The sequence below is a fragment of the Stenotrophomonas sp. NPDC047960 genome, from assembly GCF_043204395.1.
In the GTDB taxonomy this organism is placed as follows: domain Bacteria; phylum Pseudomonadota; class Gammaproteobacteria; order Xanthomonadales; family Xanthomonadaceae; genus Stenotrophomonas.
Genome location: NZ_JBIDBX010000001.1, coordinates 433,537 through 451,995 on the forward strand (window position 1 = coordinate 433,537; position 18,459 = coordinate 451,995).

Sequence of the window (18,459 nt, forward strand, 5' to 3'; positions counted from 1 at the left end):
CGCCCTGCGTGGCTGCTCTTCGTGCGGCGCCATGAGCGCCTGCTGGCCGTCGCAGCCGCGCAGGGCGGGCTCTACCGCGTTGGGTGCGGATCCGGATCGGCAACCGGCGAGGGCGGCGATGCGGGAATCTCCGCCGGCGCGGCCATTTCCTCGCGGCGGCTCGGCAGCATGCGCGCCTTGCGCCAGCCGCCCCAGCGGTAATACGCCAGCGACATCAGCATCGCGCAGAACGAACTCACCGGGAAACTCCACCACACCGCGTCCGCACCGAGGCGATCCTGCAGCAGTTCGGCGAATGGCACCCGGATGCCCCACAGCGATGCCGCCAGGATCAGCAGCGGCGGTATCACCGCACCGGTGGAGCGCACCACGCCGGAAATGACGAAGTTCACCCCGAAGAACAGGAATGACCATACCGCGATGTGGTTGAGGTGGCGCGCCACGTCCAGCGCTTCGCTGCCGCTGGGCAGGAACAGCGCCAGCGAGTAACGGTCCAGCAGGATCAGCGGCAGGATAAGCACACCGGTCAGCAGGAAGTTGTACAGCACGCCGCTGCGCGCGGTACCCCGCACCCGCGACCAGTTGCCCGCGCCCACGTTCTGCGCCGCCATCGACGAACACGCCGCACCGATCGCCATGGCCGGCATCTGCACATACGTCCACAGCTGCAGCGACGCACCATAGGCTGCGGCGGTGTCGGTGCCGTAGCTGTTGACCATGGTCATCATCATGATCATCGACAGCGAAATCAGCACCATCTGCAGGCCCATCGGCACGCCTTTGACCACCAGTGCGCGCAGGATCTCGGTGTCGATCCTGAACAGTCGCATGTCCTTGCGGCCCAGCCACAGCACATGGCGCTTGTTGCGCATGTACCAGAGCAGGCCGATCAGCGACAGCGTCTGCGCGATCAGCGTGGCCCACGCCGCACCGGCGATGCCCAGCTTCGGGAACGGCCCGATGCCGAAGATCAGCAGCGGGTTGAAGCCGATATCCAGCACCACCGACAGCAGCAGGAAGCGGAACGGCGTGCGTGAATCGCCGACGCCGCGGAGCGCCGAACTGAGGAAGGCGAACGCGTACAGCGTAGGCATCGCCAGGAAGATGATGCGCAGGTAGGCCTCGGCCAGCGGAAGTGACGCGGCCGGCGTGCCCATCGCCGCCAGCAGCGGGTGCGACAGCCACCAGCCGGCGATGGCGATCACCACCGACAACCCGATGAAGAAGGTGGCACTGGTGCCCATCACCCGCCGCGCCTGCGGGATGTCCCTGGCGCCCATGGCCTGTCCGATCAGGATGGTGGCGGCCATGCCGATGCCGAACACCGAACCGATCAGGAAGAACATGATGTTGTTGGCGTTGGCGGTAGCAGTCAGCGCTGCCTCGCCGAGGAAGCGGCCCACCCACACCGCATTCACCGAGCCGTTCAACGACTGGGCAATGTTGCCCGCCAGGATCGGTAGGGCAAACAGGAACAGATTGCGCCCGATCGGGCCGGTAGTCAGGTCAAGCGGCGCTTTGGCCATGTGCTCTGGAGATCAAGCCCGGAGAGCGGCACACTAGCACCAACCCCGTAACCGGGATATCGCGATGCGTACACCTGACCGGTTCATCCCCGCACTCGCGGCACTCTTGATTGCCGCGCTGCTGCCCGCATGTTCGACTACAGACGACCGCCTGCGCGATGCGCAGGTACGGCCGATGGACCGACCGGAATGCCAGGTCGGCAGCCAGCGCCGCGATCTGGATGCGGGGGTACCCGTGCTGATCGGTGGCACCGGGTGCCGTGGCAATCCGTCGGCGCCGCAACCGCTGAACCGACGACCGGCTGAGCCGGGGAGCTGAACCCACCGCATGATTGAAACAAAAACGCTCGAGCCTGCCGCCGTGCGGCTGGATGTGTGGCTGTGGGCCGCACGCTTCTTCAAGACCCGCAGCCTGGCCAAGCAGGCGGTGGAAACAGGCAAGGTGGACGTGGCCGGGCAGCGCCCGAAGTCCTCGCGCGCCGTGCGCGTGGGCGAGCAGCTGCAGATCAGCCGCGGCGACGAAGTCTATGACGTGCAGGTGCGCGGATTGAGCGACCTGCGTGGCCCGGCGCCGGTGGCGCAGCAACTGTATGAGGAAAGCGAAGCCTCCCGCGCGCGCCGCGCCGAGCTGCGCGCGCAGCGTGCGGCCGCGAAGAATGGCTACCAGCCGCCGGAGCACCGCCCCGACAAACGCGCGCGGCGGTTGATCCGCGCGCTGGGCGATATCGACGCGATCTGAAGGAACGTACCCACCAACGGTGGGTACCTACCGACGAACCGACCCGATTGACGCGGGTAGCGCACGACCGTTGGTCGTGCGCCATGCAGATCCGCATCACCGGTGCAGGTCGTACCGGTCCAGCTCCATCACCCGTGCCCAGGCGGCAACGAAGTCGTGCACGAACTTCTTCTCGCCATCGGCGCTGGCATACACCTCGGCCACCGCACGCAGCACCGAGTTGGAGCCGAAGACCAAGTCGGCACGGCTGCCGGTCCAGCGCTTGCCGCCGCCGTTGCGGTCGACGCCCTCGTAACCATCGCCGCTGGCCTTCCACTGCGTGCGCATGTCCAGCAGGTTGACGAAGAAGTCGTTGCTCAGGGTACCCGGGCGATCGGTCAGCACGCCCTGGGTGTTGCCGTCCACGTTCGCACCCAGCACGCGCAGCCCGCCCACCAGCGCGGTCAGCTCCGGCCCGGTCAGGGTCAGCAGCTGCGCCTTGTCGATCAGCAGTGCCTCGGCCGGCACGCTGTAGCGGCCCTTCACGTAGTTGCGGAAGCCATCGGCATACGGCTCCAGCACTGCAAACGATTCGACGTCGGTCTGGTCCTGGCTGGCATCGGTACGCCCCGGGGTGAACGGCACGCTGATGTCATGGCCACCGGCCTTGGCGGCCTGCTCCACGCCGACATTGCCGGCCAGCACGATCAGATCGGCCAGCGACACCTGCGCGCCACCCTCACCCGTGAAGCCGGTCTGGATCTGCTCCAGCGCTGCCAGCACCTTGGCCAGCTGTCTGGGCTGGTTCACTGCCCAGTCCTTCTGCGGGGCCAGGCGGATGCGCGCGCCGTTGGCACCACCGCGTTTATCCGAACCGCGGAAGGTGGAGGCCGAGGCCCAAGCTGTCGAGACCAGCTCGGCCACGCTCAACCCGGCAGCCGCGATCTGCTGCTTCAGTGCGGCCACGTCGCCCGCGCTGACCTGCGTCTTCGGCGCGTCCGGCACCGGGTCCTGCCAGATGAAGGTTTCGGCCGGTACTTCCGGACCCAGATAGCGGGCACGCGGCCCCATGTCGCGATGGGTCAGCTTGAACCATGCACGCGCGAAGGCATCGGCGAACAGCTGCGGATTTTCCAGGAAGCGCCGTGAGATCTTTTCATAGGCCGGATCCATGCGCAGCGACAGGTCGGTGGTGAGCATGGTCGGGCGGTGCTTCTTCGACGGGTCGTGCGCGTCGGGAATTACGGCATCGGCGTTCTTGGCCACCCACTGGTGGGCGCCGGCCGGGCTCTTGGTCAGTTCCCATTCGTTGCCGAACAGGATCTCAAAGAAGTCGTGGCTCCACTGCGCCGGGGTGCGCGTCCAGGTCACTTCCAGGCCGCTGGTGATGGTGTCGCCGCCCTTGCCGCTGCGGAACCTGTTGGCCCAGCCCAGGCCCTGGTGTTCAAGGCCAGCCGCTTCGGGTTCCACGTCCACGTTGTCGGCCGGGCCGGCGCCGTGGGTCTTGCCGAAGCTGTGGCCACCGGCGATCAGGGCCACGGTTTCCTCGTCATCCATGGCCATGCGGCCGAAGGTGTCGCGGATGTCGATGGCGGCCTTGACCGGGTCCGGGTTGCCATCCGGGCCTTCGGGGTTCACGTAGATCAGGCCCATCTGCACGGCGGCCAGCGGATTTTCGAGGTTGCGCGAGTGGATGTCACCGTCGGCGTCGTCATCGGACACCAGCACGCCATGGTCTTCGACCACGCCTTCGGAGCCGTGCGCGTAGCGCACATCGCCGCCCAGCCAGGTGGTTTCGCGGCCCCAGTACACGTCCTGGTCCGGTTCCCAGGTATCGGGGCGGCCGCCGGCAAAGCCGAGCGTCTTGAAGCCCATCGATTCCAATGCGACGTTGCCGGTGAGGATCAGCAGGTCGGCCCAGGAAATGGCCTGGCCGTACTTCTGCTTGATCGGCCACAGCAGGCGGCGCGCCTTGTCCAGGCTGACGTTGTCCGGCCAGCTGTTGAGCGGAGCGAAGCGCTGCTGGCCCCGGCCGCCGCCGCCGCGACCGTCACCGATGCGGTAGGTGCCGGCGCTGTGCCAGGCCATGCGCACGAACAGGCCACCGTAGTGGCCGAAGTCGGCCGGCCACCAGTCCTGCGAATCGGTCATCAGCGCGGTGAGGTCGGCCTTGAGCGCGGCGTAGTCCAGCTTGGAGAACGCCTGGGCGTAATCGAAGTCAGCGCCCAGTGGGTGCGACCGCGAGGAGTGCTGGTTGAGCAGGTCCACGCGGAGCTGGTTGGGCCACCAGTCGCGGTTGGTGGTGGCATCGCCGACAAGGGCGTGGTTGAACGGGCACTTCGCTTCGCTTTTCATGGGTAGCACCTGTGGACTGGCGAATGTGGAATGGGCCCCGCGTGAAGACGCGAGGGCAGCCCGACTACCCTATGCGCCCTTCTGCGGTTGGTAAATTCAATTGAATTGACCGAATTGATAGGGATGGACTATCGATGGGCGACGGTCATGAGGCAGGCGCCCGGGCAGGTCAGCGCTTGCCGAGAATGCCCATGACATCGCCGAGGCCGAATTGGCCGTCGCCATCCTGGTCGAACGCGTTGAGCAGGCCGCCAATGCCCCCGGCAGCCGCCAGTGGTGCTTCGGCGCCCAGCGCTTGGCCGAGCTCGTTTGCGTTGCCCTGCTGGGCAAACCGCTGGGCGAGGAACGACATGACAATGGGCGCAAGGATTGCCAACAGCTGGCCGGCGCGGCCACTGTCGAGGCCGGTCTTGTTGCCCAGCACCTGGGCCGCCTGATTGGTCTGGCCGCCAAAAACGTGGCCGAGGATGCCCGCGCCGTTGGTGGCCGCACCTCCGCCGCCGCCGCCCAGCACGGCCCCCAGGATTCCGCCGAGGTCGAAACCACCGCCGCTGCCGCCGAGATGATCTTTCTGGAGCGCATTGAGCAGCGACTGCGCGCCCTGCGGCTGGCTGGCGTTGCTGCCCAGCGCGCCCATCAACAGGGGCAGGGCGGCGCTGACCGCCTGGGTGGCCTGGTTGGGGTCCAGGCCGAGCTGCCGGGAGACCTGCTGGACGCCAGTGCCCTGCAACTGCGAGAAAAGGGATGCGGTGAGCGAATTCGTGTTCACGATCGACTCCTTCGACCCGGGATGGGACCGGCGGAGCATAACGCCGCGTGCACGAAGGGAATGCGAAGGCTTCACGCGCCCGGCCGCGCCGGTCGCCCGATCAACGGTCGGGCGCAACCGCAGATTCGGCCCACCCGACCCCCGCGAACCCGGTAGGTCACGACCGTTGGTCGTGACCGGCGCCAACTACACCAGCGCTTTAAGCCGGTACAGCGCCTCCAGCGCCTGCTTCGGGGTCAGCTCATCCGGATCAAGCGCCGCCAACGCCTCCTGCGCCTTGCTGGAGGGCGTGGTGAACAGCCCGAACTGCTGGGGCGCATCCAGCGCCTGGGGCGCCATGGTGGCCGCCACGGTCTCGCCGCCGCGCTGCTCCAGCTCAGCCAGCCGGCGCCGGGCCTGGGCCACCGTGGCGCGGGGCAGGCCGGCCAGGGCGGCCACCTGCAGCCCGAAGCTGCGGTTGGCCGGGCCGTCCTTCACCGCGTGCATGAACACCAGTGTTTCGCCGTGCTCCACCGCGTCAAGGTGCACGTTGGCGATGCCGCTGGTGCCGCCTTGATGCTGCTCGTCGGCCAGCGCGGTGAGCTCGAAGTAGTGGGTGGCAAACAGCGTGTAGCAGCGGTTCTCGTACGCCAGGTGGCGGGCCACCGCATCGGCCAGGGCCAGGCCGTCGTAGGTGGAGGTGCCGCGGCCGATCTCGTCCATCAACACCAGCGACTGTGCCGTGGCGTGGTGCAGGATGTAGCTGGTCTCGCTCATCTCGACCATGAAGGTCGATTGCCCGCGCGCCAGGTCGTCTCCGGCGCCGATGCGGGTCAGGATACGGTCGATCGGGCCGATCACCGCGCGGCTGGCCGGCACGAAGCTGCCGATGTGGGCCAGCAGCACGATCAGCGCGTTCTGCCGCATGTAGGTGGATTTACCGCCCATGTTCGGGCCGGTGATCACCAGCATGCGACGGTCCGGATGCAGGTCCAGGTCGTTGGGTTCGAACGGCTGCTCGCGCACCGCTTCCACCACCGGGTGGCGGCCGCGCTCGATGCGCAGGCACGGGGCGGTGTCCAACTCCGGGCGCGCCCAGTCCAGCGCCTGCGCGCGTTCGGCGAAGCCGGCCAGCACGTCCAGTTCGCTGAGCGCGGCGGCGCACTGCTTGAGCGGTTCCAGCTCGCCCGCCAGCGTATCAAGCAGCTGTTCGTACAGCAGCTTTTCGCGTGACAGCGAACGTTCCCGCGCGGACAGTACCTTGTCTTCGAACGTTTTCAGTTCTTCCGTGATGTAGCGCTCGGCATTGGTCAGGGTCTGGCGGCGGGTGTAATGCACGGGCGCCCTGTCGCTCTGGCCCTTGCTGATTTCGATGTAGTAGCCGTGCACGCGGTTGTAGCCCACCTTCAGCGTGGCGATGCCGCTGCTGGCACGTTCGCGCTGCTCCAGGTCGATCAGGAACTGATCGGCATGGGTCGACAGTCGGCGCAGCTCGTCCAACTCGGCGTCGTAGCCTTCGGCGATCACGCCGCCGTCGCTGAGCTTCATCGGCGGCGAAGGGGCGATGGCCGAGGCCAGCAGGTGTGCGCATTCGTCGTGCGAGCCCAGAGACTCGCGCAGTGTCACCAGGCGCGGGGAGTCCAGCGGCGCCAGCACCGCACGTACGTCCGGCAGCAGGCCCAGGCCATCACGCAGCGTGGAGAAATCGCGCGGGCGCGCCGAACGCAGCGCCACCCGGGTGAGAATGCGTTCCAGATCGCCCAGCGCCCGGAACGCGTCGCGCAGATCGCTGTCCGCGCCGCGGTCGATCAGCGTGGCCACCGCATCGTGGCGCTGCACCAGAACCTCGCGCAGGCGCAACGGGCGATGCAGCCAGCGGCGCAACAGGCGGCCGCCCATGGGAGTGACGGTGGTATCGAGCACCCCCAGCAGCGTGTTGCGGGTATCGCCGTCCACGCGCGTATCCAGCTCGAGATGGCGGCGGGTGGCCGCGTTCATCGCGATCGCCTCGCTCGCCGTTTCGATTGAAATCGAGGTCAGGTGCGGCAGGCGCTGTTTCTGGGTTTCTTCGACATACCCCAGCAGGGCGCCGGCCGCAGCGGTGGCGCGTGGCTTATCGTCGATGCCGAAGCCGGTCAGGTCATGCAGCTTGAAGAACGCGAGCAGCTGGCGGCGACCGCTGTCGGCATCGAACAGCCAGGGTGCGCGGCGGCGGATGCCGCTGCGCTGCTTGAGGAATTCCGGCCAGTTCTCTTCATCCGGCACCAGCAGCTCGGCCGGCTCAAGTCGGGCCAGCTCGGCTTCCAGCGCGTCGTCGGAATCGACCTCGTTGACCAGGAAACGGCCGCCGGCCAGGTCGGCCCAGGCCATGCCGTAACCGTGCTTTCCGCGCGACAGCGCCATCAGCAGGGTATCGCGGCGCTCATCCAGCAGCGCCTCATCGGTGACGGTACCGGGGGTGACGATGCGCACCACCTTGCGCTCGACCAGGCCCTTGGCCAGCGCCGGATCGCCGATCTGCTCGCAGATGGCCACCGACTCGCCCAGCGCTACCAGCCGCGCCAGGTAGCCCTCGTAGGCATGCACCGGAACGCCGGCCATCGGGATCGGCGCGCCACCGGAGCTGCCGCGCTGGGTCAGAGTGATATCCAGCAGCCGGGCCGCTTTGCGGGCGTCGTCGTAGAACAGCTCGTAGAAGTCGCCCATGCGGAAGAACAGCAGCAGGTCCGGATAGCCAGCCTTGGCGGCAAAGAACTGCTTCATCAACGGTGTGTGTTCAGGGGGCTTCTGGGTCACGCGGGGTCCATCGGTGGCGGGGCCTTGGGCAGGCCGGACTCCCCATTGTAGGGGAGGGCCGCAGCTGCGGCTGCGGCCTGCGCACCTAAACGGTTGGCTGACTGAAGGGTAGGGTCGGTCGCAAGACGACTGCCGATGGTAAATCCACGCCCGGTAACGCATGACCTTGAACGGAACCGTTCCTCCGGTCGCGTCCATGCGCCACCGCGCGTTGCTCGTCTACGAGCAGTCGTTTGGGAATCGACCCTACCCATCGGGGCCCTTCGGCCAGGGAGGCTCAGCGACCTTCCAGCTGGATTCGGGGATGCGCCGCAAAAATCTCCATGACAATCTGGAAGTAGGTCTGGCCTTCGCCGGCATCGAGCGCCTCGAGCTGAGCGGCGATCGTGCGTACGTTGAACGTGCCTTCTGCATCCAGCTTCGCCTGCAGCCATGCGCGGGTGGTCTCCCCTCCCAGCGCGCTGCGGGTGTGCTCGATGTCCTGCCAGATGACCGTCGCGCTTTCGTGCCCGGCCAATACGCCATAGCCGCCGTACAACATGTCATCCAGTGCATCCAGGCTGTGCCCGAGCTCCCAATCCTCGTTGGCCATGAAGACCCGGTTGATCTCGGCGTAGAAGCTGGGGATGTCAGTTACCGCACTGCCTTGCAGCACCAGTACCAGTGGATCGGTGGTGGCCATTCAGTCCTTTCCCTCTATTCCTGGTCAGCACACGACTCTAGCAGTGGCACCCACCCGTCGAATCGCGGCGGCGTCGGGCATGTATATGGGAATTGCCAACGGTTATTTAAATGCGGCGATGCGACATGAAAGAGTGGGCTTCCATTCACGGACTACTCCGGAGGCCGTTCGCCCATGTCCATCGCACGCTGCACGACGCCGTTCAAGGTAATCGGCACCACCGCATTGTGCGCCATGCTGCTGCTGGCGCCGCTGGTTTCCTCGGCTGAGGACCAGGCCTCGCCGCTGCGCACTTACCTCGCAGCCAAGCGCGACGCCATCGAAGCCCAGTCGGCCAGGCCCGGCACGCCTACCGTGATCCATGCCAAGGTCACCGCCGAAAGCCGCTCCGGCGTTCGCCGCCTGCGCATCGGGCCCACCGGCGAATTCCAGTACATCAGCGACAGTGGCCGCAACTACGCCGGCTACAACCTTGGCGCGGGCTCCTGGGATTCGCTGGTAGGAACGCTGGCCAGCGCGGTGGCGGATGAGTACATCGTGCAGGCGGCGGTGCAGGGTGTGCCGCTGGATGGCCTGGACGTGGTGTTCACCAGCATCCCCGAGCGCAAGAGCGAGACCCTCGCTTACCCCAACAATCTCTCCTATGTGGCCTATATCAATTCGCCGGCCACCGATGCGCAGCTGCAGGCGCTCAAGCGGGCGGTGCATGAGAACTCCTCGGCCATCGACCTGGTCACCCGTCCGCAACAAGTCAGCCATGCGGATGTGGAGTACATCCACAGCGCGGCCGAGCGTGATCCGAAGTTGCCGCCGGGCCTGCGCGACTTCATCACCGAGGAGAAGCGCCCGGCCGTGCTGGCCCGGCAGGTGAAGCCCGGTGCGGGCAAAGCCAGGCCGGCCGAGCCGGACACCCTGGTTGCCCGCGCCCACGTTGAGCCGCGAACCGGGCTGCGTCGGGTGTTCCTGGGCAGGGACGGTTACCACCAGCAGCTGCACGACAGCGCGCCGGGACTGCTGGGCTACGGCCTTGCCCCGACGGTTGAGGAACACCTGCTCGGCGTGACGGGTACCTGCCTGACCCACATCTTTGAAGTGCAGGCTGCGTCGCGCAATGTGCTGCTGGATTCGCTGGAGCTGACCGTGGAGGGTCAGGTGAGCCCGCGCTTCGGCAGCAACGTGCGCTCGCCGGCACGGTACAGCGACATCCGTTACAAGGTGCGGATTGAATCGCCGGCCTCGGAGCAGGAGATCGATGCGCTGCGCCAGTCGGTGGAGGCGACCTGCCCGCTGTACAACCTGGTCAAGGACGAGCAGAAGCTGGAAGGCAGCATCGTGCGAGGCGCATATGCGGAAGCCACGCGCTAAGCGCAGTCATCTGGCGCTCGCCCTGTGCACGCTGCTTGCGCCGACCGGGGCGGCGGAGGCCGCCGATCCGGCAGAAGCGGCTGAAGAAGCGGCTGCGACGGGATCACAGACGCCGGGTTCCAACGCGCGCACGCTGGACAAGGTCTCCGTGCTCGGCTCGCAGATCGCCGGCGGCGGCGCGCAGGCGGCACTGCCGGTGGTGGCTGTGGACCGCGAGCAGATGGATGCCACCCTTGCCACCAACGGCAACGAGCTGTTCCGCAGCCTGCCGCAGTTCGGTGATGTGGCCATTACGGAAAAGGGCACCACCAACGCAGGCCGGAACTCCAACGTCGCACGCGGTGACGTGGGCTCCATCAACCTGCGCAATCTGGGGTCGAAGTACACGCTGCTGCTGGTCAACGGCCGCCGCACCGTGCAGCACCCGATCAGCAACAGCGGCGATGACACCACCTACAACGCCAACGCCATTCCGGTCTTCGGCCTGGAGCGGGTCAACCTGCTGCTGGATGGCGCGGCGTCCATCTACGGTTCCGATGCGGTGGCCGGCGTGGTCGACCTGGTGATGCCGAGCAATCTGGCAGATGGCGGCGGCGTGCGGCTCAACTACGGCAAGGTAGCCGATGGCCACCGCGAAGAGGTATCGCTGGACGGGTACTTCGGCAGCGATTTCAGCGAAGGGCGCGGCAACCTGTCGGTGCTTTATGGCTTCTCCAGGCGGACCTCGCAGCTCAATTCCGATGCCTGGTTCACCGCCACCGACGGCCGCCGCCCAGTGGGCGATGGCACCAGCGTGCCGGATCCGAACGGCACCACCGGGTTCAGCACCCGAACGCCGTGGGGCCATTTCGATACCTATACCGGCAGCCGCCGCACCGGCAGCTGGTACGTCAGTCCCACCACCGGTGCGTTGACCTCGGGCACGGTGCCCACGCGCTATCACTACGATTCGGCGGCCGAGCCGGGGATCACCACGTCGCCGGCCATCCGCAAGGGCAACGTGTTTGCCACCGGCCGTTTCGATGTCAACGACAGTCTGCAGCTGTTCGGTGAGCTGGGCTATTACCGCGCCTCCTCCGAGTCGTGGGTAAGCAGCGAATCGGGCTTTGGCGGTGATGGCTTCCTGCTGCACATCCGCCCGGATGCGTACTGGGTTCCGCAAGCACTGCGCGGTGCCGATGCGATCCGGCTGCTCAACTACCAGTTCGCCGATTCCGGCATCCGCCGGGTCAAGGTCGACAACGACCAGTCGCGGGTGCTGCTGGGGGTGCGCGGCTGGACCGAGGGCGGCTGGAACTGGGAAACCGCGTTGCTGTACTCACGCGCGCGCAGCACCGATACGCAGCAGGGCGGGCTGACCGATGCCTTCATTGAAGCGGTGAACCGCACCGACGCCAGCGCCTACAACCCGTTCAGCGGCGGCGACCCCGCCAGCATCCGGGTAGGGGATGCCACGCCTTACGATACCTCGTCATTCATTGGCGAGGCGACCCGCGAAGGCACCACGGAACTGGCGCTGTGGGACTTCAAGGTGAACCGTCCCGACCTGCTGACCTGGTACGCCGGCGACATCGGCATGGCGGCAGGGGTGGAGTACCGCTATGAAAGCCGCCGGGACGACCGCGACGAGAACATCGACGGCAGCAATCCTTATGCCGACTGGTACACCGGCACGGTGGCGGCCAGCAACTTCTTTACCCACAGCCCACGGCCGGACGTGCGCGGCAGCCGCAACGTCAAATCGGCGCTGATCGAGTTCGCGGTGCCACTGGTGTCCCCGGCGCAGGGTATTCCGCTGGTGCAGTCGCTGGACCTGCAGATCGCCGGCCGCTGGGAGGATTACAGCGATGCCGGCAAGGTCGGCAAGCCGAAACTGGCGGCGGCCTGGAAGGTGGTGGACAGCCTGCTGCTGCGCGGCTCGGTGAGTGGCGGTTTCCGTGCCCCCGGGCTGGAGCTGGTCAACTCACCCCCGACCTATGGCTTTGGCTTCAACAACGACGCGGTCCGCTGCCATGCGTTGGTCACCAAGGGCGCGCAGCCGGATTACAGCGCCTGCTTGAATGCCTTCAGCAGCGGCTCGTCGGTGAAGCCCTCGGTGAGTTCCGTGACCTCTTACGGCGACGACGTCAAGCCGGAAACCACCCGGCAATCGTCGTGGGGCGTGGTGTTCGAGCCGCAGTTCCTGCCCGCAGGGCTGGGGGCGATCAGCCTGAGCGTGGATGCGTGGCGGGTGAAGGTGGAGAACCCCATCAGCACCATGGGCGAGGAACTGCTGTATGACGCCTACCTGCGCGTGGTGGAAGGCAGCAGCAACCCGAACGTGGTGCGGGCGGAGGTGACGGCGGAGGATGTCGCGCAGTTCGAAGGCTCCGGCCTGGCGCCGGCGGGCGTAGTGACGCACATCTACAACCGCTACCAGAATCGCCGGCCGCTCACCGCATCGGGCGTGGACTACAACCTCGGCTGGCGGCTGCCGGAAACGTCGTGGGGCAACTTCTCGCTGCAGATCAGTGCCAGCCAGCTCAAGGAATACACCCAACAGAAACCGGCCGAGATACAGCAGGTGGCCGCGGCCATCGCCAGCGGGCAGCTGAACATCCTCGTGCCCGACCTGGGGGCGGCCAACGAGGTGGGCATCAACGGCGCGAAGCCGGAATGGCGGGCCAGCGCGACCTTGATCTGGAACCTCCAGGACTGGACGGTGCGCCTGCGCGATGACTACATCGACAGCGTGACCGCTGGCGCTTATGCCGATCGCACACCGTTCGTGGTCGGTTCCACGCAACGCTGGGCGTTGTCGGTGAGGAAGGCGTTCACACGGGGTCGGCTCAGTGGCACCGCAGTGGAAGTGGGCGCGCGAAACCTGTTCGACAAGGAGCCACCGCTGAGCGCCACCGGCAACTACCTGAGCGCGCTGCACGAATCCTACGGACGCTACCTCCACCTCGGTATTTCGAAGACCTGGTGAACATCATGAAGACGCACGCAATCGTTTCGCTGTTCGTGGTCACCCTGCTCGCTACCGCATGCACTGCGCAGGGCGAGTCGACCGGGGTGCCGTCCGCGTCCGCAGCCGCGGCCGCTGCGCTGCATTTCCAGGACGAACACACCCAGTGGGTGCGCCAACGCAGCGCGGACCTGGGTAAACCTGACGGCTGGACCAGCCTGATCGGGCTGCACTGGATCGAATCAGGCAAGCGCAGCGTGGGAGGCGGCCCCGACAACGCCATCCGCCTGTCCATCGCGCCGGCTCGACTGGGCGAGGTGGAGCAGCGCGCCGATGGCCTGTACTTCCAGGTCGCCGCAGGCGTGCCGGTCACCGTTGATGGCAAGCCGGTGCAGGGCGATGTGCGCCTGGATCCGGAGGGAGCGGGCGGTGGAACAAAGCTGGTCTATGACGAGGGCCGGGGCCAGATCACCGCGATCAAGCGCGGTCAGCGCCTTGCCCTGCGGGTGCGCCACGCCGACGCGCCGGCACGCCGGGACTTCGCGGGCGTGGACTTCTTTCCGGCAGATGAAGGCTGGCGCGTAAAGGCCCGGTTCGTTGCGCACCCGGCCGGCAAGACCCTGCCCATCGTGAACGTGCTCGGCGAGGTCGCCGACAATCCCAACCCGGGCTATGTGGTGTTCGAGAAGGAGGGGCACGAGTGGCGACTGGAGGCACTGGGCGACCCGGCCAAAGGCCTGAACCTGATGTTCCAGGACCAGAGCACCGGCCGGCTTACCTACGGGGTGGGGCGCTACCTGCGCACGGATCCCGTCGCGGCGGATGGAACGGTGAACATCGATTTCAACCGCGCCCACAACCCGCCCTGTGCATACACCGAGTTCGCTACCTGCCCCCTGCCGCCGCCGGAAAACCGATTGGTCCTGCAGGGCGCTGACGGTGCACGCACGCGACTGGCGGTGCTTGCCGGTGAGAAAACCTACCGAAGCAGCACGCATTGATCCACTCTCCGCCGATGGCTGCCGGCTGAACAGGATGGATGCTCTTGACGCAACGTGGACGCCAATTCACCGTGCGTTTTCAGCGGCAGGGCAACACTGGCATCCAGCAATTCCTACAGGAGCCGACCATGCAGACCTCGATTCGCGTTTTGTGCCTTGGCACGCTGATGGCCGCCGCGTCGGTCGCATCCGCCCAGAGCTACGGCCCCCGGGATGAAGGCCGGCGCTTCAACGACGGCAGCAAGGTGGTATGCAAGAACGTCGAAGTGCAGCGCAACAGCCGCGACCCGAACCGCATTGCCGGCACTGCGACAGGCGCCATCGTTGGTGGTCTGCTCGGCAACCAGGTGGGCGGCGGCAACGGCAAGAAGGTCGCTACGGTGGCGGGCGCGGTCGCGGGTGGCGCGGCGGGTCGTCACATCCAGGGCAACCAGCAGCAGAAGAAGGGTGACCGCGTGGTTGAACGCCGCTGCGAACGCGTTTACCGCTGATACCTGCTGCGGCATGAGGATCAGGAAGGGGCCGGCTGCTGCCGGCCTCTTTTTTTTTCACGCCAGATAAACGCCTGCAGGATGATCGTTTGCCGGCAAATCGGGGGATTTGATCGTGCAGGCGCGAAGGCGTCCACAGGGATGGTCGTTGCGGCTGCGCTGGGGAACCCTCGATGCGTATCGTGCGATGGCTTGTCTGCGTTTCCGCACTGTGTGCCCTGCCGTTGCCGGGGCTGGGGCAGCCCGCCGACGGGGCACTGTTGGCGCAGGCCCCGGGCTGCGGACAGACCTCGACCCGGCCCTACGGCGGCTACATCCTGCCCGGCTGGGATGCGGCGGCGCCGAAGGCGATGGTCATCGCCTCCGACAGTCAATACCCCAGAACCCTGAACAGCGGCGATGATCCCGCCGGCTCATCGGCAGCCTTGAGGCGGGTGTTCACCGATATCGCTGCCTACCGGCAGAGTGTCGGGGGAGCGGTACCCACGAGCCTCAACGGCGATTTGACGGAGTTCGCTCATGGCGATGAGCGCGGTGCCGTCCAGGCCCTGTTTCCGCTCCTGCAGACAGGTGCAGGTGCGCCACTGTTCCTGCCGGGTCTGGGAAATCACGACTATGGCAACAACGTGGGAGATTGCGCCAATAATGGCTGTGCGCGCGACGCCGTCTGTGACCACCTGTACTGGGTGGGGGAAATACGTCCACGAACCCAGGACTACTACTATGCCGAGCCGCTGCACGAGGGGAGCTTCTCGTACATGGTCTACAGCGGCGGCATTGCGCTGATACAGCTCAACGACTCTCCGCTGTACATCCGAAGCTTCGAGACCGGTGGCTACCCCACGGACCCGAAGCGCGAATTCAGGGTCAACCGTTCGCTGCAATGGCTCGAGGGCGCGTTGCGCATGGCGCGCCAGGACAACAAGCGCATTTTCATCAACCTCCACAAGCGCAATGGATGGCCGTCGGGCGATGCGGCACGCTTCAGGCAACTCATCGAATCCTATGGTGTCCAGGCTGCATTCGCCGGGCACCTGCATGAAGAACTTGGCCTGGCGGAGGGCACTTCGGGTAATTTCGGGTCGGTGCCGGTGTTCCAGAGCGGTGCACTGCTGAAGGAGAGCTACCTGATCGTCGAGTTCGCCGATGCTCCGTCGCGGTTCATCGTCTTCCGGGTCAACCCCGGGGAAGGGCATGCAAGGAAGGAGAAAATCGGGGAATACCCGTTCGTGGCACCCCCCGAGCTGCCCGCGATCGACTTTTCAGACGCGGAAATTGTGCTCTACAAAGGCAACGGCGCCTCCCAGGCGGTGATATGCCGCAGGTCACTGCCGCTCGGCGCCTTCAACATGGGCGGCAGCTCCGGCTGCGCCAATGATGACACGCGCTCTCTGAGGATTCTCAAGGCGAAGAAAGGCACCATGATCCGGCTGTTTGGAGCCTACAACCACACCAAGAGCGAAGGGTATGCGTTCATCTACGTAAAACGCGACATCCTCCTGCCGCAGACTGTCAGCACTTTCGATACCAGCAGGGACACCGAAAGCTGGCGGCTGGTCAGGTTTGGGGGCGGCCAGCTGGATGGAAAGGTCTCCAGCATGTCGATGTTCAAGGATCACAATGCCGGCAACAGCGAGATGACGCTGTTCGAGGACAACAACCTGGGCGGAGATGTTCTGTGCACCAAGCCCATTGCCCACGACGTCCGCTTCAACATGGGCTCAGGCGGCGGCGAGGGCTGTGACGACGACGAAGCGCGGTCGGGCGCCTGGTTCAAGGTCAAGGCGGGCATGGAGGTGTGCTACTACGCGGCCCCGGATCAGAGCCACCGGCAGGGACACACCTGCATCAATGCCCACCGCGACATGCCGCTGATGGTCATAAACTCGTTCAACAGCGACTACACGGCGCCCGACGGCTCGTACACCATCGGAAGCCACGGCGACATCGATGGCGATATTTCCAGCATGTGGGCGGAGAACCTGTTCCCGTATCCGCCGCGCAATACCACGCGGGGCTGCAGTCGCACGTTGACGAGGTCGTACAAGAGCTTCATCGGTTCGGGATGGAATGCCAATGCGCCGACCTGGCTCGTGGTGGGCTCGGACACAGAGTATGCGGGGACGCGGCAAGGCCTGCCGCGCGCGAAGTTCGACGATCCGGCCTACGACGCGTTGAAGGCGGTATTCGCTGACATTGGAAGCTTCCGGAAGGCCCGGGGCGTCGACGGTCCGGTCCCGCTGATGATCAACGGTGACAACACCGACGCTGGCCTGGACTATGAGCGGTACTCGATGCAGGCGCTGTATCCCCTGCTTGCGGGGTCGAGGGGAGAGCCCTTGTTCCTGCCCGGCCTGGGCGAGCGTGATTACGACGACAACGTTGACACGTGCTTTGCCGACGGTGATCACGACTGTGTCCGGGACAGCATCTGCGACGTGCTGCAGTGGACCAACGAGGTGTCGCCGGTTACGCGCGACTACCACCATGGAGTACAGGAGAAAGAAGAGGGCATGTACTCGGGAACCCAGCTGCACGAAGGCAGCTATTCCTACATGGTGAACGTCGGCGACATCGCATTGATCCAGTTGAACCTGTCGCCGCTGTACGAGCGCCATGTGTACATTCCCGGAGAATACATGGAGAGCACCCAGTTCCAGGTGCGCAGTTCGCTGCGATGGCTGGAGGGGGCGCTGCGCCTGGCGAGGTCCGGCAACAAATCGATCTTCATCAACATGCACCGGCGCGAAGGGTGGCCGCCCGGAGACACCGAACGGTTCAAGCGCCTGCTCCAGGACTTCGGGGTGCAGGCGGTGTTTGCCGGCCATCGACACGGCGAGCTGGGGTTGGCCGGCGGGTCGGCACCGTCGTTCGGGAACATACCGGTGTTCCAGAGCGGTGCGTTGGCAAATCAAAGCTACCTGATCGTGGAGATGCTCAGGAATGCAGGGCAGTTCGCGGTGTACAAGGTCATGCCCGGGGCCGGGCATGCCAACCGGCAGCTCGTGGGAAAGTACACCCTGAGAAGCGCTCCCCCGATGCCGGAGGTCGACTTCTCCGACGCGTTGATCGCGCTTGACGAGGGAAACGATGGCACGCAGGACGTTGTCTGCCGGATCCCCGTTCCGTTCACCCAGTTCAATCTGCCCGGAGCGCATGGATGCAGCAACGACGAAGCCAGGTCCATGCGCATCCTGAAAGCCCCCGAGGGAACGGTCATTCGTCTGTATGGCAATTGGGACCACAAACCGGACCAGGGATACGCAGCAGTCACGGTGACCAGGGACATTACCCTGCCAGTGACGGTAGGGAGCTTTGATCGCACGGCAACGCACTCGGCTTTCACCGTGGAAAAGCACGGCAGCTCGATCCTCGACGGCAAGGTGTCGAGCATCACGATGGGTGACGTGGACGGCACCCCGTCCGAGCCCTGGGTGGTGTTCTACAAGGGAAATGATGCCGGTGGCGATATCGTGTGCGAGTCGCCGCTTCCTTTTGCAGCGTTCAATCTTCCCGGAACGATCGGTTGCGAGAACGATGACATCCGTTCCATGCGCATTCTGAAGGCGAAGAAGGGCACGATGGTCCGGGTCTTCGGCAACTGGGACCACATGAAGGACCAGGGCTATGCACTCGTCACTGCGATCCGCGACATCCTCGCGCCGGTGCTCATCGGAAGTTTCGAAAGAAGCTACACCGACAGTGATGTCAAGGTGGAGAGCTTTGGCTCGCAGCAGCTGGATGGCAAGATATCCAGCATGGCGACCATGATGGACATGCCGGTTGAGGCCGCGCCTGCGATGGCGCCGCCTCGGGAGCAGCCATGATTC

General features: G+C 65.8%; 12 protein-coding genes. 7 read left to right on the top strand and 5 right to left on the bottom strand.

Annotated elements, in window-relative coordinates; translation table 11 throughout:
* Positions 1 to 71: 71 nt before the first annotated feature.
* Positions 72 to 1,526, bottom strand: coding sequence for an MATE family efflux transporter (locus ACGFZ3_RS02240; protein WP_392915820.1), 1,455 nt, complete (start codon positions 1,524 to 1,526; stop codon positions 72 to 74).
* A gap of 64 nt (positions 1,527 to 1,590) precedes the next feature.
* On the opposite strand from ACGFZ3_RS02240, the gene ACGFZ3_RS02245 reads away from it, so the two are divergent.
* Together ACGFZ3_RS02245 and ACGFZ3_RS02250 are read left to right on the top strand one after the other, a co-directional pair.
* Entirely contained in the window at positions 1,591 to 1,845 is a 255-nt protein-coding gene (locus tag ACGFZ3_RS02245; protein ID WP_392915822.1) for a hypothetical protein, read from the top strand.
* Positions 1,846 to 1,854: 9 nt separating this feature from the next.
* The gene (locus ACGFZ3_RS02250) at positions 1,855 to 2,265 is read left to right on the top strand and encodes an RNA-binding S4 domain-containing protein (protein ID WP_392915825.1); all 411 of its coding nucleotides are present in this window, start codon (positions 1,855 to 1,857) and stop codon (positions 2,263 to 2,265) included.
* A gap of 96 nt (positions 2,266 to 2,361) precedes the next feature.
* Here the strand turns inward: ACGFZ3_RS02250 and katG are convergent, their stop codons facing one another.
* From katG to ACGFZ3_RS02270, 4 genes are all read right to left on the bottom strand, one after another.
* On the bottom strand, positions 2,362 to 4,599 hold the full coding sequence (gene katG / locus ACGFZ3_RS02255) for a catalase/peroxidase HPI (RefSeq protein WP_392915829.1): 2,238 nt from the start codon (positions 4,597 to 4,599) through the stop codon (positions 2,362 to 2,364).
* A gap of 169 nt (positions 4,600 to 4,768) precedes the next feature.
* Complete coding sequence (locus ACGFZ3_RS02260; RefSeq protein ID WP_392915831.1) at positions 4,769 to 5,368, bottom strand: DUF937 domain-containing protein; 600 nt, start codon at positions 5,366 to 5,368, stop codon at positions 4,769 to 4,771.
* A gap of 186 nt (positions 5,369 to 5,554) precedes the next feature.
* Positions 5,555 to 8,110 carry a DNA mismatch repair protein MutS gene (gene mutS / locus ACGFZ3_RS02265; RefSeq protein ID WP_392917538.1) on the bottom strand — a complete coding sequence of 852 codons (2,556 nt, stop codon included), beginning with the start codon at positions 8,108 to 8,110 and terminating at the stop codon, positions 5,555 to 5,557.
* A gap of 310 nt (positions 8,111 to 8,420) precedes the next feature.
* Positions 8,421 to 8,825 (bottom strand): barstar family protein, encoded by a 405-nt coding sequence (locus ACGFZ3_RS02270; protein ID WP_392915834.1) that lies wholly within the window; start codon positions 8,823 to 8,825, stop codon positions 8,421 to 8,423.
* Positions 8,826 to 8,999: 174 nt separating this feature from the next.
* Here ACGFZ3_RS02270 and ACGFZ3_RS02275 point away from each other — a divergent pair, with 174 nt between their 5' ends.
* The 5 genes from ACGFZ3_RS02275 to ACGFZ3_RS02295 all read left to right on the top strand — a co-directional run bounded on the left by ACGFZ3_RS02275 (position 9,000) and on the right by ACGFZ3_RS02295 (position 18,456).
* The gene (locus ACGFZ3_RS02275) at positions 9,000 to 10,190 is read left to right on the top strand and encodes an OsmC family protein (protein WP_392915837.1); all 1,191 of its coding nucleotides are present in this window, start codon (positions 9,000 to 9,002) and stop codon (positions 10,188 to 10,190) included.
* On the top strand, positions 10,171 to 13,158 hold the full coding sequence (locus ACGFZ3_RS02280; protein ID WP_392915839.1) for a TonB-dependent receptor domain-containing protein: 2,988 nt from the start codon (positions 10,171 to 10,173) through the stop codon (positions 13,156 to 13,158). Before ACGFZ3_RS02275 ends, ACGFZ3_RS02280 begins: the two co-directional genes overlap by 20 nt.
* 5 nt (positions 13,159 to 13,163) lie before the next feature.
* A complete protein-coding gene (locus tag ACGFZ3_RS02285) occupies positions 13,164 to 14,138 on the top strand; it encodes a DUF1684 domain-containing protein (RefSeq protein WP_392915841.1) in 975 nt (324 codons plus the stop codon).
* 128 nt (positions 14,139 to 14,266) lie between these two features.
* Positions 14,267 to 14,629, top strand: a complete 363-nt coding sequence (locus ACGFZ3_RS02290; RefSeq protein ID WP_392915844.1) for a glycine zipper 2TM domain-containing protein — start codon at positions 14,267 to 14,269, stop codon at positions 14,627 to 14,629.
* A gap of 173 nt (positions 14,630 to 14,802) precedes the next feature.
* The gene (locus ACGFZ3_RS02295) at positions 14,803 to 18,456 is read left to right on the top strand and encodes a metallophosphoesterase family protein (protein ID WP_392915847.1); all 3,654 of its coding nucleotides are present in this window, start codon (positions 14,803 to 14,805) and stop codon (positions 18,454 to 18,456) included.
* The last annotated feature ends 3 nt before the right edge of the window (positions 18,457 to 18,459 follow it).